Genomic DNA, 19490 nt, shown 5'->3' on the forward strand with positions numbered 1-19490 from the left:
AATGCAAAAGCACGCGACGCGCGAACCGAGTTCGCAAATGCAACTTGACACCTCAGATAGTCGCTCATCCGTCGCCTCCGGCGACACCTTCTCCCACAAGGGGAGAAGGGGGAAGGCGCGCTCACACCGCAATCCTTGGGCGCCCTGAGGCCACCGCCACCACATGCGCCTCGATGAACATGCGCTGGTTCTCGACCGTCGAGACCTTGAACTCGGTGGACACATCGATTTCGGCGCTGTCGGTGCCGGCATTCTTCGCGCGTTCGGCAACGATCGCCCGCACGTCGGCTTCCGCCGCGGCGATCGCCTTTTCCTCCTCGGTGAAGTCGCGCACCGTCTGCCCCGAGGCGAGCCGGAAAAGCCCTTCCCTGGGCTGGCTGACGCGGGCTTCGGCCGAGACCCGCACCTGGCCGACGACGGCGCCGAGCGCGTTGGCGACGTCGGTGTCCTCCGGCACGATGCAGCCATTGCCGATCAGCGGCGGCAGGCCGGCGTAATGCAGCGGCGCCGAGGCGCCGAGGCCGATCACCGGCCGGTCGAGCGCGACGCTGAAGCGGGCGATGCCGGGATGCGCATCGACGGCGCGCTGCACCAGCGCATGCGCGACGGTCGCGGCGCCGTCCAGCCCGTCCTCGGCGAAGGCGGTTTCGAGAATATATTCGGCCGACCAGCGCGTCAGCGTGACGAGCACGCGCTGGGCGAGCACTTCCGGCGTCGCGGCGATCGCCTGGCCGCGGCCGTCGCGGCGGCGAGAAAACAGCTCGGCGCCGAGACGGGCGGCGGCGGGATCCCAGTTCGACTGCTTGCCGAGCACATGGGCGGCGTCCGAGGGCGTGAAGCCGCAAATGTGCACCAGGCCGCGCGCCACCAGCCGGTTGAGCGTAGCGTTCTGGGCGTTGGAGCTGAGCAGCCGGTCAAGCGCCAGCGGGGTGGCGCCGATCGCCTCGTAGAGTTTCGCTTCCGGCGCGGTGAGGCCGGCGGCGAGGCGATCCGGCACGCCGGTGCGCACGGCAAAACGCCCGTCCATGCGGCCGGGATTCGGCGCGCGCAGCTGCCGCTCCAGCTCGGCGGTGACCGCCTCGCCATGCGCCAAGCCGGCCAGCGCCAGCGGCACCAGGCGGCGCGGCCCGAGCAGGATCTTCGGGTCGAGCGCGCCGTCCTGCAGCGCTACTTCGGAGTCGCCGCCGAGGCCGAAGGTGCGCATGGCGACGGCTTCGACCATGGTACGGAAGCCGCCGACGGTGGCGCCTTCCGGATCGAGCCGCGGCCGGCCGCTATCCAGCACGGCGACGTCGGTGGTGGTGCCGCCGATGTCGGAGACCATGGCGTCGTCGAGCCCGGTCATGTGGCGGGCGCCGACCAGGCTGGCCGCCGGGCCGGAGAGGATGGTCTCGATCGGCCGCTGACGGGCGAAGGCCGCCGACACCAGCGCGCCGTCGCCGCGCACCACCATCAAGGGTGCGGCGATGCAGCGACGGCCAAGAAAGCCTTCGGTCGCCGCGACCAGCCGGTCGATCATCGAGATCAGCCGGGCGTTGAGCAAAGTGGTGAGCGCGCGGCGCGGACCGCCGAGCTTGGCCGAAAGCTCGTGGCTGGCGGTGACCGGCAGGCCGGTTTTTTCGCGGATCAGGTCGCGCGCGGCCAGCTCATGCGCCGGATTGCGGGTGGCGAAATAGGCGCAGACGGCAAAGCCCGACACCGAACCCCCAAGCTCCGGCAACGCCGCCTCGAGGCCGGAAAGATCGAGCTTCGCGGCATTGCCGTGCACGTCGTGGCCGCCGGGGCAGAACACCACCGGATCGCTGCCGAGAGCCGTCTTCAGCCCGTCGCGGGCAAGGTCGGCCTCGGCAAAGCCGATCATCACCAGCGCCACGCGCCCGCCCTGGCCCTCGACCAGCGCGTTGGTGGCAAGCGTGGTCGACATCGACACCAGCTTGATCGCGGCCGGGTCGGTGGCGGATTTTTCCAGCACCGCGTCGACCGCGCCGGAAATGCCGACGGCGAGATCGTGGCGCGTGGTCAGCGCCTTGGCCTTGGCCAGCACCTTGCCCTTGGTTGGGTTGTCCAGGGGCCCGCCCTCCTCCGACCACAGCACGGCATCGGTATAGGTGCCGCCGGTGTCGATGCCGAGGAAGAGCGGTTTTGGCTTGGCGGTCATTTGGCGGTGGCAAGTCCGGGCAAGAGGTTTTGGTGCCTGCCCCTTAGCCGATACGGGCCGGCGGATAAAGGCGGGAGCGATGGGCCAAGGGAGGGGCAAGCTCCCTTCTCCCCCTGTGGGAGAAGGTGGATCGGCGCGCAGCGCCGAGACGGATGAGGGGTGCTCCAGCTTGGCAAATACGCCCATCGGCATCATCGCCAAGGCTGCAGATCTTCGTCCCGCACATAGGCAATGATGGTATCGCAGACAGCATCGAGGTCCTTCAGAACGTCGTCATTCCAGAACCTCAACACGCGAAATCCCCTCGCCTTCAATTCGGCGTCGCGCTTCTGGTCGTGGGGCGAGCCCGCATGCTGACTGCCATCGATTTCGATGACAAGCCGAGCCTCGGCGCAAACGAAGTCGGCGACGAATCTACCCACTGGCACCTGCCGGCGGAACTTGATCTTGTCGAGACGGCGGCCGCGCAGCTCCTGCCACAGACGGTCCTCCGCCTCTGTCGACTCGCGCCGCATCCGACGAGCGAAATCCCGTTTGGTTGGAGCTACAGGCTGATGCGGCATGGCGGAAGACTAGGCCTCATTTCGTCCAATTCTCCAACATCGCACTCCGTCCAACACCCCTCATCCGTCTCGGCGCTGCGCGCCGAGCCACCTTCTCCCACAAGGGGAGAAGGGAGGTGCCCTACTCCGCCAGATCCACCGTCTCCGTCGAGTGGTCAGTGCAGATGAAGCAGCAGGTGTCGCAGGGCTGGTCGTTGTCGGGGCCGACGCCGGCGGTGACGGAATCGTTGCCGGCCACCCAGGCGCCCCAGCAGATGTGCTCGCCGGGCTCGCAGGAGATCGGCACGGATTTGCGCGCCTGCGGGCGGATCAAGAAAACCTTGTCGCCGCCCGGCCAGACCTTTTCGCTGTCGCGGCTGAACAGTTCCAGCGCGACGCCGTCGGAGCGCTGGTTGCGGACAAAGACCGACATGTCGGCGGCGAAGGCCGGCGCGGTGAGGAGAAGAGCGGCGAGCAGAGCGCGAATCATGGCGAGGTCCCCGATGGGAGTAGAGCACGGGAAGCACCGGTAATCTCCCCCCTCGAGGGGGAGATGGCCGCGAAGCGGTCAGAGGGGGTCCTTGCGCGTAGAACGCCGACCTCATCTCGTGCCGCACGGCGTCGGCGCTCCACGCGCGGCGACCCCCTCTGTCGCCTTTGGCGACATCTCCCCCTCGAGGGGGGAGATCAGCGCCTCACCACCACGTGCGGCGCGAATGTCGTCACCGCCGCGATCAAGTCCTGGTCGTGGATGTCGAGCGAGGAGATCTCCATGTGCACGGTGGTCTTGCCGAAGGGCATCAGGCCGAAGGCATTGGCGGCGGCGTATTTGATCGCGTCGGGCGGCTCCTCGGTGAGCTCGAAATTGAGCATCGCCGCGCCCTTGCCGCCGGAGGCGAGGCCCACGCTCCGCACCTTGTTCCACGGCACCAGCACGTCGCCGGCGCGAGTATCGCGAAAACCGCGCTGATCAAGCGTGACCTTGACCGAATTGTCGAAGGCGCCGCGCGAAATGAAGACGCCAAGCGCCAGGAAGGCGACGCCGAGCAGCGCGATCCACAGCACATGGCCGCCGGACGCCCCCGAGCCCAGGCCCTGCAGGGCGCCGAAGCCAAAAATGCCGCCGATCAGGAACGGTCCCACCGCGGGCAGGATCTTGCCGGAGGCGCTGTTGCGGATTTCAAGCGGCGCGGCCATTTTTCGCCCGCTCACCGTTCCGATTTGAGCAGCGTCCAGATCCAGCCGATAAAGGTGAGGACCAGGAACGGATAGCCGGCGGCGGGCAAAGGCGCCGAGGTGGGCAGAAGCGGCGCGCCCCAGAGGATCATCAGGGCCGAGACGACGAAGAGCACGGCCGCGACGAAAGCGGTGAGCGCGAAGGTTTTTGGCGCGCTGACCATGGTGAGCCCCGCCTCCCACAGCGCAATGCCGCCGACATAGAACGGAACGCTCGCCTGCAGGCCCGCCGCATTGCCGGCCAGAAGGAGGCTTTCGCCGGCGAGGAAAGTGAGAAAGCCGGCCGCGACGAGATCATTGCCCAGCCCCTGGTATTTCATCGTCAGCAACGCCGCCGCGACGACGACCCCCACGCCATCGATGGTCCACAGCGTCTCGCGCAGCGCGTCGCTTGCAACGAAGGCGCCTGCCATGCCCAACGCGCCGCCGACGGCGAGGCCGATCGCGGCGACAGTGTCCGAGGTGGAGCGCATGCGATGTCTCCCCAGTTGGGGAAGAGGATACGCTAGTGGGAAGTGTTCTCAAAGGGTGGCCAAGGACATGGTCCTAAGTACCATTGAGGTCAGGTTACTCTGCTCGGGTCAATCCCATTCTGCCGTAACTTAGCCTCCGCTCCAGCAACGACGGCTTCATCAAAGTGATCTCGATGACGGACAACGATTGCCTCACCCGTCAGTTCGGGGCGCTGGGCAGCGCATAGCATCCGGAACCCTTCAGTGGTGTCTGGATCCAACGCCCAGTCTATCAAACATTGGGTTACTCCAACGCGCCGCTCTTTCTGACGCGTCCTAGACAACTTAGTTGTTTTGCCGTTCTTTGCCGTCGCAAACTCCTCTGCAACATGAACAGCTGTCCAAAACTCGCGTTCCAAGTCGTCCTGATACTCACGACCAGCTAGTTGCGCCAACCGGACTTGACATCTAAGAACGATGTCTGGTCGACCTTTGGTCCGCGCATTGTTCATTAAGTTACGAATTTTGACCGGGTCTTCCATGATTTCAGGCTCTATGGCCATATCCCTCTCCTATACACACTGGTGTCAACGGACAGCAGAGTTTAGCAAGCCCTCACACGTACGCTAGGGGACAACCCTGAGCTATCGTTGCGAACCTGGCGCCAGCTGTTGTATTTGTCTGTCAGCACTGATTACGCACTTGGGGGTAACTCTTCTGATGAAGGTAAAGCGCGTTCATATAAGGAATTTCAAGGCCGTAAGAGATGTTGATATCGAACTAACCGACGTTACCCTTTTGGTTGGCTCGAACAATTCCGGAAAGTCATCGACGCTCCAGGCAATTCACTTCGCGAGCAGATCCTTCTTCCAAGCGAGTGAGGCTAACAAGCAATCCACCATATCACTGAGAGAACTCGAGTATGTGCCGTCCGAAGACTATCGGGAACTGGCACACAACGACGTGTGGGGAAATCGTCAGATCGCGCCCGAGAGCGTGGTCTCATTCGTTGTTGTGGACGAGACAGCAGTGCCTCAACCCGAATACACCGCGTCGATTTCGCTCAAATCCGCCCGCAACGAGGGCATCGCGATCAATCCAAACGTGTCCCCCCAGTTGATTCCTCTATTTAGGTCTCGAGACAGCGTATTTTCTTCTTATATACCTGGAATTGCCGGTATCCCTCTTCAAGAGCAGCGCCTTTCAAAGCGAAACGTGTACCGCAAAGCAGCATCAGGCGATAGTAATGTTGTTCTCCGAAATATTCTTCTTATCCTAGATGAAAAGGGGGAACTTGGTAACGCCATAAACGCCGTTAGAGATGTGTACGCTGATGGCAGCATCACTATAACAACTCACTTTAACAACGATACCGACTACAACATAAGATCGACCGTCGTAACAGCAGGTATGACCCGTGCGAAACCTCTCGAATACGCCGGAACCGGTATATTACAGGTTATTCAAATTTTCTCTTATTTGTACCTGTTCCGCCCGAAGCTCATCCTTATAGATGAACCGGAAGCGCACCTACATCCAACACTTCAGACCAGATTGCTGGGTGTCCTGCAGGAGCGAGTAAGAGAATGTGGTTCAACGGCCCTGATCACAACCCACAGTCCGTTTATCGCCGCAGGTCTATCCGAAGGCGCACAGTCCGTTTGGTTAGAGCGAGGGACTGTCGCTGCGGCAACGGTCGGCAGCCAGATAAGGGACGCCCTGGGATGGGGCGCATTGGACAAAAAGGTCATCGTTTGCGCCGAAGACAGAAACACGAAACCTCTGGAAACAATCTTGTTCCAGAACGCCGATTTGTTTCGAGACGTTTCAGTGGTTCCTTTTTCCGGCGTCTCCAAGCTCGGCACCGCAGCGGCGCTAAGGGCCTTTCTTGGTGCGCTTGGAAACAGGCACAGGCTCGCGATCTATAGGGATCGCGATTGCCTAACAAACGCAGAGATTGATGCATGGTTTCAAGAATACAACAACGCCGGCTTTGGAAGGATCGTCAGTAGTGGCGTCGAAATCGAGAATTATTTTTGCCTACCCGGACATCTCAGCGCTCGATTAGGGATCTCATATGAATTGGCCGTTGAAGTTGTTACGGCCGCCTTCCAACAAAACGAACAAGAGATGGAGGCGAAGTTCCGGGCAAAGCGGCAGGACGCAAATTCAAGATTCCATCGTGACGGCGGGTCACCAGAAACAAGCGCCCTGTGGGGCCAATTAGACCTTCCTGCCAAGAGCAGCGGAAAGATCCTAACCAGTAAAATAAATGCGGAGTTGCAAAGAAGAGGAATCACCTTGCGTAACTTGGAAGTTAGCACGCCTGACGTCATGATCGGCTCTGACTTGATCTCGCAAATGCTTCCCTTCGCATATCCCAATAGGAGATTGTTTTGAATAACAGGGGCGATTTGACCCGCCAACCGTCCCCTCAATCCCCCATCTTCAGCGCCTGGATGAACGCCTCCTGCGGGATATCCACCTTGCCGAACTGGCGCATCCGCTTCTTGCCCTCTTTCTGCTTGTCGAGCAGCTTGCGCTTGCGGGTCACGTCGCCGCCGTAGCATTTGGCGGTGACGTCCTTCCTGAGCGCCGAGACGGTCTCGCGGGCGATGATGCGGCCGCCGATCGCGGCCTGGATCGGGATCTTGAACAGGTGCTGCGGGATCAGCTCCTTCAGCTTCTCGCACATGGCGCGGCCGCGCTTTTCCGCCGCCGACCGGTGCACCAGCATGGACAAAGCGTCGACCGGCTCGTCATTGACCAGGATCGACATCTTCACCAGGTCGCCCTCGCGGTAGTTGGTGAGGTGATAGTCGAAGGAGGCGTAGCCCTTGGAGATCGACTTCAGCCGGTCGTAGAAATCGAACACGACCTCGTTGAGCGGCAAATCGTAGGTCAGCATGGCGCGCTTGCCGACATAGGAGAGATCGGCCTGGATGCCGCGCCTGTCCTGGCAAAGCTTAAGAATCCCGCCGAGATAGTCGTCGGGCGTGAGGATGGTGGCGCGGATCCATGGCTCCTCGATCGAGGCGATCTTGACCACGTCGGGCATGTCGGCCGGGTTGTGCAGTTCCTTCGTCGTGCCGTCGATGAGGTTCATGCGGTAGACGACGGACGGCGCTGTGGCGATGAGGTCGAGGTTGAACTCGCGCTCCAGCCGCTCCTGGATGATCTCCAGATGCAAGAGCCCGAGGAAGCCGCAGCGGAAGCCGAAGCCGAGCGCGGCCGAGGTCTCCATTTCATAGGAGAAGGAGGCGTCGTTGAGGCGCAGCTTGCCGACGGCGGCGCGCAGATCCTCGAAATCGGCGGCGTCGACAGGGAACAGGCCGCAGAACACCACCGGCTGCGCCGGCTTGAAGCCGGGCAGCGCCTTTTGCGTCGGGCGGCGGTCCTCGGTGATGGTGTCGCCGACGCGGGTGTCGGCCACTTCCTTGATCGAGCCGGTGAAGAAGCCGAATTCGCCGGGGCCGAGCTCGTCGACATTGACGCGGGCCGGCTTGAAGACGCCGGTGCGCTCGACGAGATATTTTGCGCCGGTGCCCATCATGCGGATGGTCTGGCCCTTCTTCATCACGCCGTCGATGACGCGGACCAGCACGATGACGCCGAGATAGGCGTCGTACCAGCTGTCGACCAGCATCGCCTTCAAGGGTGCCGCGATGTCGCCCTCGCGCGGCGGCGGCAGCTGGTGGACGATCGCCTCCAGCACGTCCGGCACGCCCAGCCCGGTCTTGGCCGAGATCAGCACGGCGTTGGAGGCGTCGAGGCCGATCACCTCCTCGACCTGCTCGCGGATGCGCTCGGGCTCGGCCGCCGGCAGGTCGACCTTGTTCAGCACCACGACAATCTCGTGGTTGTTGTCGATCGCCTGATAGACATTGGCCAAGGTCTGCGCCTCGACCCCCTGGGAGGCGTCGACCACCAGCAGCGAGCCCTCGCAGGCGGCCAAAGAGCGCGAAACTTCATAGGCGAAGTCGACATGGCCGGGGGTGTCGATGAGGTTCAGCACATAATCCTCGCCGTTCTTGGCGCGGTAGTTGAGCCGAACGGTCTGGGCCTTGATGGTGATGCCGCGCTCGCGCTCGATGTCCATCGAGTCCAGCACCTGCTCCTTCATGTCGCGCTCCTCCAGCGCGCCGGTGAGCTGGATCAGCCGGTCGGCAAGCGTGGATTTGCCATGGTCGATATGGGCGACGATGGAGAAATTGCGGATGTGGTCGAGGGGCGTCGTCATGCGGCGCGCTTTAGCAGGGGCGGGTTTAAGGGGCAAGCGGTGGGCCCGGGGAGATCGGAGCAGAGCAGGCAAACACGCTCGCCAATGTCTGAACACGGCCAATGATCGGAGGCCGGCGCTGCCCCTCATCGCCCTGCCGGGCACTTCTCGCCGTAAGTGACGGGGAGAAGGGACTGGCCGCCGCCTCGGTACCTTTCTTGCAGCGTTCCAAATTGGCGAAATCGTCGATGGGGGCGCCCCTCTCCCCGTTACCACACGGGGAGAGGATGCCGGCAGGCAGGTGAGGGGCAGCGCAAGCGTTTGAAGGCTAGGGCGCCTCCGCGCAAAAATTCAAATCCACTTAAACTTTCATGCACTCATTTTGGGCATATCTCCACCTCTGGTGGCAGGCAGGTTGCATTGCCGGTGTGTATGGGGTTGGGGCATGTTCTCGTCGGCAAGAGATTTCGTTCGATCGCAAGGCGGCTCGATGCTGCCGATGATGGCGCTGTTGGCGATCCCGCTGCTGCTCGCGGTCGGCTTTTCCGTCGACTACACCTCGGCGGTGACGACCAGGAGCAACATGCAGCAGGCGCTGGACGCCGCGATCCTGTCGATCACCACGCTGCCGACCACCACCTCGAAGGCCGACCGCCAGACGGCGCTGCAGCAAGCCTATGTCGCCAATAGCGGGCTGGGCGACGCGACGCTCACCGCCGTCAACGTCGCCGCCGACGGCACGGCGACGTTCAGCGCCACGGCGGCCTATCCGATGCCGACCAGTTTCATGCAGATCGCGAGGATCAATTCGGTCGATGTCGGCGTCGGCTCCTCGGTGCGCAAGGCGCCGGCGCTGGTGCAGTCCACCTTCAAGGTGACGAAGGTGTCGGGCTACTGGAACAAGACGATGACCCTCTACGGCACCCAGTTCGGCCAGACCAAGGCCAAGCCGCTGATGACGATCAGCTATAACTACAACGGCTATGGCGACCCGAAGGGCTACGGCACAACCACGGTGAGCACCATCAACGGATCGACGAAGACCGTGGTGCAGAAACAGGTCTGCACGACCTCGACGGTCGACAATTTCAACAATCTGCCGAGCGGGGCGATCACCCAGACCAGCGGCAGCAACAAGTACGTCACGACCTGCGCCGATACCTTCTATCCGGCCAACGGCGCCGGCGCGGTGATCGATGTCAGCCAGATGGACCAGCTCTATCTGCAAATGGACGTTCCCTCGGGCAACCCGAAGGTGCTGAAGTCGAACGATCCCAACACCTCGAACCGGCTCTACATCGGCACCAGCGCCACCGATATGCCCGAGGTCGCGACCGGCCAGAAAGTCGACATCTTCACCTCAGTGCCCTGCGGCCAGACCGGCTACCAGGCCTGGGAAGACGGCGGCAACCCGGTGCCGGCGCCGGTTTCCAATGCCGATTTCTTCTACAATGTGACCGGCAAATGCGCCTTCAATCAGCGCCCGTCCGAGACGGTGCTGACGCAGTAGCGCCCTCCCTTCTCCCCTTGTGGGAGAAGGTGTCGCCGAAGGCGACGGATGAGGGGTGCTCCAGCTTGGCGGCGCCTTAAGTCTAGACAAGAATCTAGCAGACGCGCTCGCGAGCGTCTCACTCCGCTGGAGCGCCCCTCATCCGTCTCGGCGCTGTGCGCCGATCCACCTTCTCCCGCAAGGGGAGAAGGGGAAGGCGCCTCTCAATCACAAACCGGTGAAGCTGTAACGAAGTCCTCCGCGGCGGCGAAATGGGAGCATTGCCCCGCTACGGAGACTGCTTCCCATGACCGGATTGAAGCCAAGGATCGGCCTGCTTGCCGGCGCGGCATTTGCTGCGCTTGCCGCCACGCTCAATGCCGCTTCCGCCGAGCCGCTTACCGTGGTCGAGCTGTTCACCAGCCAGGGCTGCTCGTCCTGCCCGCCGGCCAATGCCAATCTGATCAAGATCAAGGACCGTCCGGGCGTGCTGGCGCTGTCCTTCAACGTCACCTACTGGGACTATCTCGGCTGGAAGGACAGTTTCGGCCGGCAGGAATTCACCCAGCGCCAGGTCGCCTACGAGCCGCCGCTCGGCCATGACGGGCCGTTCACGCCGCAGGTGGTGGTGAACGGCAGCGCCGACGCCGTCGGTGCGGCGCCCGGCGAGATCGAGCGGCTGATCTCGACAACCCCGCACGCCTCGGGTCCGGCGCTCTCGCTCGGCGACGGCAAGGTGAGCATCGGCGCCGGCACGGCGCCCGGCGGGGCGGCCGATGTCTGGCTGGTGCGCTACGCACGCGGCGTCGTCGAGGTGCCGGTGGCGCGCGGCGAGAACACCGGACGCACGCTGCCGCATGCCAATGTCGTGCATTCGCTGCAGAGGCTCGGCCGCTGGAACGGCGAGGCGACGACGCTGCCGCTGCCTGCGGCACCCGGGGGCTTGAGCACGGCAGTGCTGGTGCAGACGCCGGCCGGCGGGCCGATCCTGGCCGCCGCGGCAAACTGATTTTTCTTTTCGCGCGGGGCCGCGGCAGGCGGCAACGCTTAACCAAGGGCCCGCATCCGCGCGCCGCAACCCAAGGAGAACTAGCATGACCAAATTCCTCACGCTGCCGACGCTGGCCTTCGCGCTTGCCGCTGCCGCGTTGGTTGCCGGCGCCCGCGCCGACGACACGACCGACGCGATGAAGCCCGCCAATGCGATGGCGACCGAAGCCATGAAGCCGGCGACCGATGCTATGATGCCGACCGGCGCGATGAAGCCCGCGGATAAAATGAAGCCCGATGCGATGGCGACCCAGGCGATGAAACCCGCCACGGATGCCATGAAGCCGGCGGATGCGATGAAGCCCGTGACGGATGCGATGAAGCCTGCCGACGCGATGGCGCCGGCGCAATAAGTCAGCGGCCCCGGTCTCTTGGCAACAATCGCCGTCGGCGATAAGCCGCCGCACGGCAAAGTGAGAAACCTGGGACGGCTTGCTTCGTATATAGTGGAACAACGAACAAGGAGATCCGACATGAACGGCATCGACAAAAAGGCGGCGCGGCGCTCGCTGGCCCCGCTTGCAGCGCTGGTGCTGACGGCGGCCGCGGCCGCCTTCTGGCAGACGCCGGCGCGTTCGGCCGAGGACGCGGTGGTGATCCCGCCGCCGGCCATGGATGAAAAGGCCGCCAGCGGCACGGAGAAAGCCATCTTCGCCGGCGGCTGCTTCTGGGGCGTGCAGGGCGTGTTCCAGCACGTCAAGGGCGTCAGCAAGGCCGTCTCCGGCTACGCTGGCGGCAGCGCCGAGAACGCCGTCTACGAGATCGTCGGCACCGGCCGCACCGGCCACGCTGAATCGGTCGAGATCACCTACGATCCGTCGAAGGTCACCTATGGCCAGTTGCTGCAGGTCTATTTCTCGGTCGCGCACAACCCGACGCAGCTCAATTACCAGGGGCCGGACCAGGGCACGCAGTACCGCTCGACGATCTTTGCCGAGAACGACGAGCAGAAGAAGATCGCCGAGAGCTACATCGCCCAGCTCGACAAGGCCAAGGTGTTTTCGAAACCGATCGTGACGACGCTGGAGACCGGCAAGACCTTTTATCCGGCCGAGGATTACCATCAGGATTTCCTGACGCTGAACCCGACCTACCCCTATATCGTCTACAACGACCTGCCGAAGATCGAGAATTTGAAAGCGCTGTTTCCCGCGCTCTACAGCGAGAAGCCGGTGCTGGTGCTGGCAAGTAGCAAGAGCTGAGGATGACCATCTTAGGCCTTCTCCCCGTCACTATACGGGGAGAAGGTGCCGGCAGGCGGATGAGGGGCGGCGCCGGCATTTGCAGGAACGGGCCGCCGCTTTGCTTGACAGGTTTGCGCTGCCCCTCATTGCCCTGCCGGGCATTTCTCCCCGTATGGTGACGGGGAGAAAGACGCCGTCACCAACGCCTCTCCTCAATCGTAGGTCAGATCCGTCGCCTTGCCGCCGAACACGCGATAGGCGTAGAACGAATAGAAAATGATGATCGGCAGCACGACGACGGTGCCGACCAGGATGAAGGCCAGGCTCTCCGGCGCCGAGGCGGCCTGCCAGATCGTCAGCTTGTCGGGCACGACATAGGGATAGAACGACCAGGCAAGCCCGGCGAAGCCGAGCGCGAAGATGGCGGCCAGGGTCAGGAATGGCCGCAGCGCATGCCGGTCGTCGGGCTTGGGCAGATGAAACGTCTGCCGCCACAGCCACAGGAACAGGAGCCCCGATACGATCGGCAGCGGCGACAGATAGAGGATCTCCGGCCAGAGGAACCATCTGTCGAAGATGCGCGGGCTGGCGAAGGGCGTGGCCAAAGAGACCGCGACCATGCCGAGCGCAGTCAGCACCAGCGTGACGCGCAGCCAGCGCACCGCCTTTCCTTGCAGGTCGCCCTCGGTCTTGTAGATCAGCCAGGCCGAGCCCATGGCGGCGTAGGCCGCCGATAGGCAGAGCGCGACCAGCGCGCCGAAGGCCATGCCGCCAATGCCGACATCGAGGCCGAGCACATAGACGCCGAGCATATAGCCCTGCGCCAGCGAGGCCATGGTGGAGCCGAGAAAGAAGATGCGGTTCCAGCGGTGCTTCTTGCCGGCCGGCACCTTGGCGCGGAAATCGAAGGCAACGCCGCGCAGGATCAAGCCGACCAACAGCAGGAACACCGGGATATAGAGCGCGGTGAGGATGGTGCCGTGCGCCATCGGGAAGGCGACCAGCAAGAGGCCGACCGCCAGCACCAGCCAGGTCTCGTTGGCGTCCCAGAACGGGCCGATCGCCGCGATCATCGTGTCCTGCTCGGCATCTTCGGCGCCTGCGAACAGGATGCCGATGCCGAGGTCGAAACCGTCGAGAATGACGTAGATCAGGATGGCGAGGCCCATCAGGCCGGCAAAGATCAGCGGAAGCGCGGTGGGCCAGTCGAAGGTCATCTTCTTTTCCTCCAACCGAGATTGGTCCGACAGGCGGCCATACTGTTTGAAGCACCCGTGCCGACCGCAACGTGAGGGGCAGCGCCGACCTCAGAAGAAAGCCCCGCATCGAACCGACCGCCCCGCTTGTCTTGCGCCTGCATGTTCATTCTCCGGCGGCCGGCTGCGACATCGCGGCGTTCATGACGCCGGGCAGCGGCGAGGTGTCACCTTCCTTGGCCGCCTTCAGCGCCAGATGCACCAGCACGCCGAGATAGGCGATCAAGAGCAGCACATAGAGGATGAGATAGACGGCCAGGGTCAGCGCGACATGGCTGCCGGCGACCGGGCTGACGGCATCGGCCGTCTTCAATATCCCGGTGACCAGCCAGGGCTGGCGGCCGATCTCGGTCGTGTACCAGCCGGCCAGCGTCGCCAGCCAGCCGGACAGCGCCATCGGAACCATGATCAGGGCCAGCGGCTTAGGCAGGCTGCGGCGACGCTTGAGGAAGAAGGCCGCCGACCAGGAGACGATGAGCATCAGGATGCCGGTGCCGACCATGACGCGGAAACCCCAGAACACCGGGAAGACCGGCGGGTGGTTGCCCGGATAGTCGTTGAGGCCGGGCACGACGCCGCTTGTGCTGTGTCGCAGGATCAGGCTGGCGCCGTCGGGAATGGCGAGCTCGAACCTGTTTTCCTTGGCCGCCTCGTCGGGCAGCGCGAACAGCACCAGCGGCACGTGGGCGCCGGTGTTCCAGTTCGCTTCCATGGCGGCGATTTTCTGCGGCTGGTGCTCGAGCGTGTTCAAGCCGTGCTGGTCGCCGGCAAAGATCTGGATCGGAATCAGGATGGCGGCGGCGAAGACGCCGGTGCGCAGCGCCTTCCACATCGATTCCGAGCGGTCGCCATAAAGGTAGCGCAGCGCCGAGCAGCCGGCGATCAGGAAGGAGACCGTGAGCCCGGAGGCGAGCAGCATGTGGACCAGCCGGTAGGGCATGGACGGATTGAAGATGACCGCCCACCAGTCGAGGGCATGCGCCTTGCCGTCGATCATCTCGAAGCCGGCCGGCGTCTGCATCCAGGAGTTCAGCGCGATGATCCAGAAGGCGGAAACCGTGGTGCCGCCCGCCACCAGCACGGTCGCCAGCGTGTGGATGCGGTTGGAGACGCGGCGGAAGCCGAACAGCATGATGCCGAGGAAGGCCGCCTCGAGAAAGAAGGCGGTCAGCACCTCATAGGCAAGCAGCGGCCCGGCGATGTTGCCGACCGTTTCCATATAGCCCGGCCAGTTGGTGCCGAACTGGAAGCTCATGGTGACGCCCGACACCACGCCCATGGCGAAGGACAGCGCGAACACCTTCACCCAGGTGAAATACGCGCGCATCCAGGCCGAGTCGCCGGTCGCGTTGTAGCGGAGCTTGAAGAAGAGAAGCACCCAGCCAAGTGCAATGGTGATCGCCGGAAACAGAATATGGAACGAGATATTCGCGCCGAACTGGATGCGCGACAGGATGAGCGGGTCCATGCTGGGCTCCGGCTGCAATTCAGGCTTGAAAGATAGGCTTCGAACACGCATCGGTCAAAGCGGCGCGGCGTCACGCGAGGCGCGTTGTCGCAGCGCCGGGCGGTCATGGACACACGCATCGCGTGACAGCTTGCCGGCGCCGTGGGAGGCCGCGAGCGGCGGCGACTGTCGAGAACTGTCAGGAGCACGGTCGATTGCCGATTTGCATAAAACGACATCCGACCTATATCAGGTCACGTTTTCCAGCCGGCCATATTTCAGCATGTCACCCATCATCTCCATCTCCGGCGTCACGAAAACCTATGCCACCGGTTTCAAGGCGCTGAAGGAAATCAACCTCGACATCGAGCGCGGCGAGATCTTCGCCCTGCTCGGGCCGAACGGCGCCGGCAAGACGACGCTGATCTCGATCGTCTGCGGCATCGTCAACCGCTCGTCGGGCAGCGTCACCGTCGATGGTCATGATATCGGCAGGGACTACCGCGCGGCGCGCAGCCTGATCGGGCTGGTGCCGCAGGAGCTCACCATAGACGCCTTCGAGACGGTCTGGGCGACGGTGAACTACAGCCGCGGCCTGTTCGGCAAGGCGCCCGACAAGGCTTTCGTCGAGAAGGTGCTGCGCGATCTCTCGCTTTGGGACAAGAAGGACGCCAAGGCCATCACGCTTTCGGGTGGCATGAAGCGCCGGCTGATGATTGCCAAGGCGCTGTCGCACGAACCGCGCGTGCTGTTCCTCGACGAGCCGACGGCGGGCGTCGACGTCGAGCTGCGCCAGGACATGTGGGCGATGGTCAGGCGGCTGCGCGAGGACGGCGTCACCATCATTCTGACGACGCATTACATCGAGGAGGCCGAAGCCATGGCCGACCGCGTCGGCGTCATCAACCGCGGCGAGATCATCCTGGTCGAAGGTAAGGCCGAGTTGATGCGCAAACTCGGCCGCAAGCAGATGACGCTGGAGCTGCGCGCGCCGCTCGGCGCGTTGCCCGAGGGCCTGTCGCGCTATGCGCTGGAGCTGTCGGCGGACGGCAACGAACTCACCTACACCTATGACAGCCAGAGCGACCGGCCGGGCGTCGCCTCGCTGATCCGCGATCTCGAGGCCGCTGGCATTCAGTTTCACGACCTCGATACCAAAAACAGCACGCTCGAAGAGATCTTCGTCAATCTGCTGAGGCAAGAGCCATGAACCGCCACGCGGCTATGAACCTTCGTGCAGTGTGGGCGATCTACCGGATGGAGATGGCGCGTGCGTTCCGTACGGTGCTGCAAAGCATCGTCTCGCCGGTGATCTCGACATCGCTCTATTTCGTCGTCTTCGGCTCGGCGATCGGCTCGCGCATCACCGAGATCGACGGCATCAGCTACGGCGCTTTCATCGTGCCGGGGCTGATGATGCTTTCGCTTTTGACGCAGTCGATCTCGAACGCGTCGTTCGCGATCTATTTCCCGAAATTCGTCGGCTCGATCTACGAGCTCTTGTCGGCGCCGGTCTCCTATCTCGAGATCATCATCGCCTATGTCGGAGGCGCGGCGACCAAATCGATCATGCTCGGGCTGATCATCTTGGCGACCGCGGCGCTGTTCGTGCCGCTCAGGATCGAGCACCCGTTCTGGATGATCGCCTTCCTGGTGCTGACGGCGGTGACCTTTAGCCTGTTCGGCTTCATCATCGGCATCTGGGCCAAGACCTTCGAGCAGTTGCAGCTGGTGCCGCTGCTGATCGTCACGCCGCTCACCTTTCTGGGCGGCAGCTTCTATTCGATCCATATGCTGCCCGGCATGTGGAAGACGATCACGCTGTTCAACCCGGTCGTCTACCTGATCAGCGGGTTCCGCTGGAGTTTCTACGGCAAAGCGGACGTCTCGGTCGGCGTCAGCCTCGGCATGACGCTGGTGTTTTTGGCCGCCTGCATCGCAATCGTGGCGTGGATTTTCAGGACCGGGTATCGGCTGAGGAATTGACGAACAGGGCTTGCTTCAAATCGCCTTGATCAGCCGCAGCAGTCCAAGCATCTCCATCAGCGTTCCCTTGCGGAAGGCAATGTAGGTCGGCTCCTCCAGCCCGTGGAAGCGGCGCTTGAAGGCGGCCTGGCCCTGCAGGTTGAAGCGCGAGCGGTTGACCCAGGGCGACTCGTAGGCGCGCCGGAAGGTGCTGCGCCAGAAGCTCGATTCGGCAAAGCCGCTCGGCTCGACGTCGAGCAGCGGCGACAGGCCAAGCGTGACCACCGAAACGCCCTCCTCGCGAAAGCGATCGACGGCGAATTTGGTCAGGCCGATCTCGGCATGCGGCGTGGCGTCGACCTGCTTGCGCTTGAAGGCGGTGGTATAGCCGATGACCTCGCCATTGCTGAACAGCGGATCGAAATCGAGGATGGCGACGAGCTCACCCTGCGGGCCGTGGAGGACGAAGCGGCGCATGTCGGCGCCGAGATGGTCGGCGAAAGGGCGGTTCAGGAAGCCCATCTCCCAGCGTTTGACGATGCGCTCGCCGCGCCAATTCTCGGACAGCCGGGAAACCTCGTCGAGCAGCATGTTGGCCCTGTCCTCGGCGAAGGTGAAGCCCTTCTTCGCCAGCCAGCGCTCCGAATAGCGCACGGTCTCGTTGCGCTTGCCGGAGAAATCATGCGCCGGCAGCTGCAGCCTTGTGTCGACGCCCAGCCGATTGATCTGATAACCGAGCCCGGCCAGTACCTTTGCCGTGGCGGCGCTTATCTGAACGAACCAGGGGCCGCCGGCTGCCTCGACGAAGCGCTTGATGTAGCCCGGCCGGTCCGGCGGATCGACGACCGGATCGCCCAGCGCGAAATGGTGCTTCATCTTGGTGCCGAATGCGATGTAGCCATCGCCTTCGCTGAAGTAGGACAGCTTCTGCTGCACGGCGGTGGAATAGGCGAGCGAGAAGTCGCCATGGCGCCGCACCAGCTCCAGGCGCTCGAGATGCGTCAGCTCGCGCCGCGGCACCTTGGGCGCCGCGCCGTCAAGAAACCTGTCGATATGGATGCGCAGGGATGGCATCAAGCGTCCGCATGCCGATGAAAGACCCGGAGCCCACGGGCCTCGAATCAGTCGCCTTGGCGCGACGGATCGGTCATGTCGCGCCAGCGCCATATAGGATGCTATCGGCGGCGAATGAAGAGGGAATGTCTACCGGCCAAAGCCGGCGCTCCGGCTGCATCGTGAAACCATATTGCGAATTTCGATGCAATGTTATATATCATGTTATCGTTTTCGTTCCGGCAGTTCGACGATGGAAGATGTTCTGCGGTCCCTCGGCTTTCTCTGCCTCGGCAGCAGGCTGAAGCGCATTGGCGAGCAGTTGCAGGCCGACACGCAGCGCGTGCTCGATCGCCTGGATGTGCGGATCCAGTCGAGCCAGTATCCCCTGCTCGCCGCGCTCGACAGGCTGGGGCCGCTGCCGGTCGGCGAACTGGCGCAGTCGCTCGGCATCGCGCAGCCGGGCGTGACGCGGGCCGTGTCGCTGCTCACCGAGCTCGGCCTGGTCGAAGTCACACCATCGGATGACGACCAGCGGCGCCGGATCGTTTCCCTCTCAGCGGACGGCCAGCGGCTGGTCGACGCCGCGAAGCACGACGTCTGGCCGCGCATCGAGGGCGCGGTCGCGGAATTGTGCGCGGACCTCTCCGGACCGCTGCTTGGCCAGCTCGCCGCCATCGAGGATCGGCTGGCCGCGACCCCGCTCGACCGCCGGGCGGACAAGGCCAAGCAGTCGCGCCCAAGGCCGTCGCACAATGAAACATGTTCTCGACCGTCCGATCTGGAGCGCATTGGCGACGCGCCATCAGGCCTTTGCGGAAGGCGATACCCTTGCCAGGCGGTACCGGCCTTCGATCGTTCCCTTCGCCGCCACCGTTGCAGACGATGCGGAAAGCCTACAAGCCCTGGGCAAGCTGCTCCCGCCGCTTGAAAGCGCCATCCTGGTTCAGACGGACCCGATCGCCCTGCCTTCGGAACTTGCCGCGGTTTCGACCGCGTCCTTGGTGCAGATGGTTGCCGAGCAGCCGGTTGAGGCCGCCTCCGACGAGCGCGTGCAGCGACTGACGCCGGACGATGCGGCCGAGATGCTCGCTCTGGCATCGCTCACCAAGCCCGGCCCGTTCACGCTCGAAGCCTTGAGCCTCGGCGAGTTCTGGGGCGTGAAGATCGACGGCAGGCTCGCGGCGATGGCCGGCGAGCGCATGAAGCAGCCCGGCTACTCCGAGCTCAGCGGCGTGTGCACGCATCCGGATTTCCGCGGCGGCGGCCTTGCCAAGCTGCTGTCGCTGTTCGTGGCGAACCGGATCATGGCGCGGGGCGAGGTTCCATACCTGCACGCCTACGCCAGCAATGCTCCGGCCGTCGGCCTTTACGAGGCCATCGGCTTCCGGTTGAGAACCACCCTGAACATGGCCGTGGTCCGAGGCGTGGAGTAATCG

Annotated in this window: 18 protein-coding genes and 1 pseudogene; 9 read left to right on the plus strand and 10 right to left on the minus strand. The window is 63.6% G+C overall.

The features are described from left to right. Nucleotides 1-121 precede the first annotated feature (121 nt). From CK222_RS04020 to CK222_RS31500, 6 genes are all read right to left on the minus strand, one after another. A complete protein-coding gene (locus CK222_RS04020) occupies nt 122-2158 on the minus strand; it encodes a hydantoinase/oxoprolinase family protein (protein WP_095799500.1) in 2037 nt (678 codons plus the stop codon). Between the two features lie 191 nt (nt 2159-2349). Next, nucleotides 2350-2721 carry a DUF559 domain-containing protein gene (locus CK222_RS04025; protein ID WP_095799501.1) on the minus strand — a complete coding sequence of 124 codons (372 nt, stop codon included), beginning with the start codon at nt 2719-2721 and terminating at the stop codon, nt 2350-2352. 121 nt (nt 2722-2842) lie between these two features. Next, the gene (locus CK222_RS04030; protein ID WP_095799502.1) at nt 2843-3190 is read right to left on the minus strand and encodes a hypothetical protein; all 348 of its coding nucleotides are present in this window, start codon (nt 3188-3190) and stop codon (nt 2843-2845) included. Nucleotides 3191-3387: 197 nt separating this feature from the next. Further along, nucleotides 3388-3897, minus strand: coding sequence for a hypothetical protein (locus CK222_RS04035; protein ID WP_095799503.1), 510 nt, complete (start codon nt 3895-3897; stop codon nt 3388-3390). A gap of 11 nt (nt 3898-3908) precedes the next feature. Continuing rightward, a complete protein-coding gene (locus tag CK222_RS32170; protein WP_164763784.1) occupies nt 3909-4409 on the minus strand; it encodes a hypothetical protein in 501 nt (166 codons plus the stop codon). A gap of 89 nt (nt 4410-4498) precedes the next feature. Further along, nucleotides 4499-4951 (minus strand): hypothetical protein, encoded by a 453-nt coding sequence (locus CK222_RS31500; protein WP_141247036.1) that lies wholly within the window; start codon nt 4949-4951, stop codon nt 4499-4501. Between the two features lie 157 nt (nt 4952-5108). Between CK222_RS31500 and CK222_RS04045 the strand changes: the two genes are divergently transcribed. Continuing rightward, the gene (locus CK222_RS04045; RefSeq protein WP_095799504.1) at nt 5109-6788 is read left to right on the plus strand and encodes an ATP-binding protein; all 1680 of its coding nucleotides are present in this window, start codon (nt 5109-5111) and stop codon (nt 6786-6788) included. Between the two features lie 34 nt (nt 6789-6822). Here the strand turns inward: CK222_RS04045 and lepA are convergent, their stop codons facing one another. Further along, a complete protein-coding gene (lepA, locus tag CK222_RS04050; protein ID WP_095782361.1) occupies nt 6823-8628 on the minus strand; it encodes a translation elongation factor 4 in 1806 nt (601 codons plus the stop codon). 469 nt (nt 8629-9097) lie between these two features. On the opposite strand from lepA, the gene CK222_RS04055 reads away from it, so the two are divergent. From CK222_RS04055 to msrA, 4 genes are all read left to right on the plus strand, one after another. Then, complete coding sequence (locus CK222_RS04055) at nt 9098-10117, plus strand: pilus assembly protein TadG-related protein (protein ID WP_348628796.1); 1020 nt, start codon at nt 9098-9100, stop codon at nt 10115-10117. A 286-nt stretch (nt 10118-10403) separates the two neighbouring features. Beyond that, on the plus strand, nt 10404-11105 hold the full coding sequence (locus CK222_RS04060) for a DUF1223 domain-containing protein (RefSeq protein ID WP_095799506.1): 702 nt from the start codon (nt 10404-10406) through the stop codon (nt 11103-11105). Between the two features lie 85 nt (nt 11106-11190). Beyond that, nucleotides 11191-11499 carry a hypothetical protein gene (locus CK222_RS04065; protein ID WP_095799507.1) on the plus strand — a complete coding sequence of 103 codons (309 nt, stop codon included), beginning with the start codon at nt 11191-11193 and terminating at the stop codon, nt 11497-11499. Between the two features lie 120 nt (nt 11500-11619). Then, entirely contained in the window at nt 11620-12348 is a 729-nt protein-coding gene (msrA, locus tag CK222_RS04070) for a peptide-methionine (S)-S-oxide reductase MsrA (protein ID WP_095799508.1), read from the plus strand. A 194-nt stretch (nt 12349-12542) separates the two neighbouring features. On the opposite strand, the gene CK222_RS04075 is transcribed toward msrA, so the two are convergent. After that, a complete protein-coding gene (locus tag CK222_RS04075; RefSeq protein ID WP_095799940.1) occupies nt 12543-13547 on the minus strand; it encodes a cytochrome d ubiquinol oxidase subunit II in 1005 nt (334 codons plus the stop codon). Nucleotides 13548-13692: 145 nt separating this feature from the next. After that, the gene (locus CK222_RS04080; protein WP_095799509.1) at nt 13693-15054 is read right to left on the minus strand and encodes a cytochrome ubiquinol oxidase subunit I; all 1362 of its coding nucleotides are present in this window, start codon (nt 15052-15054) and stop codon (nt 13693-13695) included. A 262-nt stretch (nt 15055-15316) separates the two neighbouring features. Between CK222_RS04080 and CK222_RS04085 the strand changes: the two genes are divergently transcribed. Together CK222_RS04085 and CK222_RS04090 are read left to right on the plus strand one after the other, a co-directional pair. Next, the gene (locus CK222_RS04085; RefSeq protein WP_095799510.1) at nt 15317-16243 is read left to right on the plus strand and encodes an ABC transporter ATP-binding protein; all 927 of its coding nucleotides are present in this window, start codon (nt 15317-15319) and stop codon (nt 16241-16243) included. Nucleotides 16244-16257: 14 nt separating this feature from the next. Next, nucleotides 16258-17019: an ABC transporter permease gene (locus CK222_RS04090; RefSeq protein WP_067324602.1), complete on the plus strand. Its 762-nt coding sequence runs from the start codon at nt 16258-16260 to the stop codon at nt 17017-17019. Between the two features lie 15 nt (nt 17020-17034). On the opposite strand, the gene CK222_RS04095 is transcribed toward CK222_RS04090, so the two are convergent. Then, on the minus strand, nt 17035-18072 hold the full coding sequence (locus CK222_RS04095) for a phosphatidylglycerol lysyltransferase domain-containing protein (RefSeq protein ID WP_095776798.1): 1038 nt from the start codon (nt 18070-18072) through the stop codon (nt 17035-17037). Between the two features lie 232 nt (nt 18073-18304). Here CK222_RS04095 and CK222_RS04100 point away from each other — a divergent pair. Both CK222_RS04100 and CK222_RS04105 read left to right on the plus strand, forming a co-directional pair. After that, nucleotides 18305-18775, plus strand: a pseudogene (locus CK222_RS04100) (MarR family transcriptional regulator); the annotation flags it as partial. A gap of 31 nt (nt 18776-18806) precedes the next feature. Continuing rightward, nucleotides 18807-19487, plus strand: coding sequence for a GNAT family N-acetyltransferase (locus CK222_RS04105; protein ID WP_067323405.1), 681 nt, complete (start codon nt 18807-18809; stop codon nt 19485-19487). The last annotated feature ends 3 nt before the right edge of the window (nt 19488-19490 follow it).

The organism is Mesorhizobium sp. WSM3866 (assembly GCF_002294795.1).
GTDB lineage: Bacteria > Pseudomonadota > Alphaproteobacteria > Rhizobiales > Rhizobiaceae > Mesorhizobium.

Bases quoted from the DNA above. Each gene is read 5' to 3' on its own strand.
- CK222_RS04030 (WP_095799502.1), bottom strand. From the start codon at position 3,190: ATGATTCGCGCTCTGCTCGCCGCTCTTCTCCTCACCGCGCCGGCCTTC.
- CK222_RS04105 (WP_067323405.1), top strand. From the start codon at position 18,807: ATGAAACATGTTCTCGACCGTCCGATCTGGAGCGCATTGGCGACGCGC.
- CK222_RS04085 (WP_095799510.1), top strand. From the start codon at position 15,317: ATGTCACCCATCATCTCCATCTCCGGCGTCACGAAAACCTATGCCACC.
- CK222_RS04025 (WP_095799501.1), bottom strand. From the start codon at position 2,721: ATGCCGCATCAGCCTGTAGCTCCAACCAAACGGGATTTCGCTCGTCGG.
- CK222_RS04020 (WP_095799500.1), bottom strand. From the start codon at position 2,158: ATGACCGCCAAGCCAAAACCGCTCTTCCTCGGCATCGACACCGGCGGC.
- msrA (WP_095799508.1), top strand. From the start codon at position 11,620: ATGAACGGCATCGACAAAAAGGCGGCGCGGCGCTCGCTGGCCCCGCTT.
- CK222_RS04055 (WP_348628796.1), top strand. From the start codon at position 9,098: ATGCTGCCGATGATGGCGCTGTTGGCGATCCCGCTGCTGCTCGCGGTC.
- CK222_RS04035 (WP_095799503.1), bottom strand. From the start codon at position 3,897: ATGGCCGCGCCGCTTGAAATCCGCAACAGCGCCTCCGGCAAGATCCTG.
- CK222_RS04045 (WP_095799504.1), top strand. From the start codon at position 5,109: ATGAAGGTAAAGCGCGTTCATATAAGGAATTTCAAGGCCGTAAGAGAT.
- CK222_RS31500 (WP_141247036.1), bottom strand. From the start codon at position 4,951: ATGGCCATAGAGCCTGAAATCATGGAAGACCCGGTCAAAATTCGTAAC.
- lepA (WP_095782361.1), bottom strand. From the start codon at position 8,628: ATGACGACGCCCCTCGACCACATCCGCAATTTCTCCATCGTCGCCCAT.
- CK222_RS04080 (WP_095799509.1), bottom strand. From the start codon at position 15,054: ATGGACCCGCTCATCCTGTCGCGCATCCAGTTCGGCGCGAATATCTCG.
- CK222_RS04065 (WP_095799507.1), top strand. From the start codon at position 11,191: ATGACCAAATTCCTCACGCTGCCGACGCTGGCCTTCGCGCTTGCCGCT.
- CK222_RS32170 (WP_164763784.1), bottom strand. From the start codon at position 4,409: ATGCGCTCCACCTCGGACACTGTCGCCGCGATCGGCCTCGCCGTCGGC.
- CK222_RS04090 (WP_067324602.1), top strand. From the start codon at position 16,258: ATGAACCTTCGTGCAGTGTGGGCGATCTACCGGATGGAGATGGCGCGT.
- CK222_RS04095 (WP_095776798.1), bottom strand. From the start codon at position 18,072: ATGCCATCCCTGCGCATCCATATCGACAGGTTTCTTGACGGCGCGGCG.
- CK222_RS04060 (WP_095799506.1), top strand. From the start codon at position 10,404: ATGACCGGATTGAAGCCAAGGATCGGCCTGCTTGCCGGCGCGGCATTT.
- CK222_RS04075 (WP_095799940.1), bottom strand. From the start codon at position 13,547: ATGACCTTCGACTGGCCCACCGCGCTTCCGCTGATCTTTGCCGGCCTG.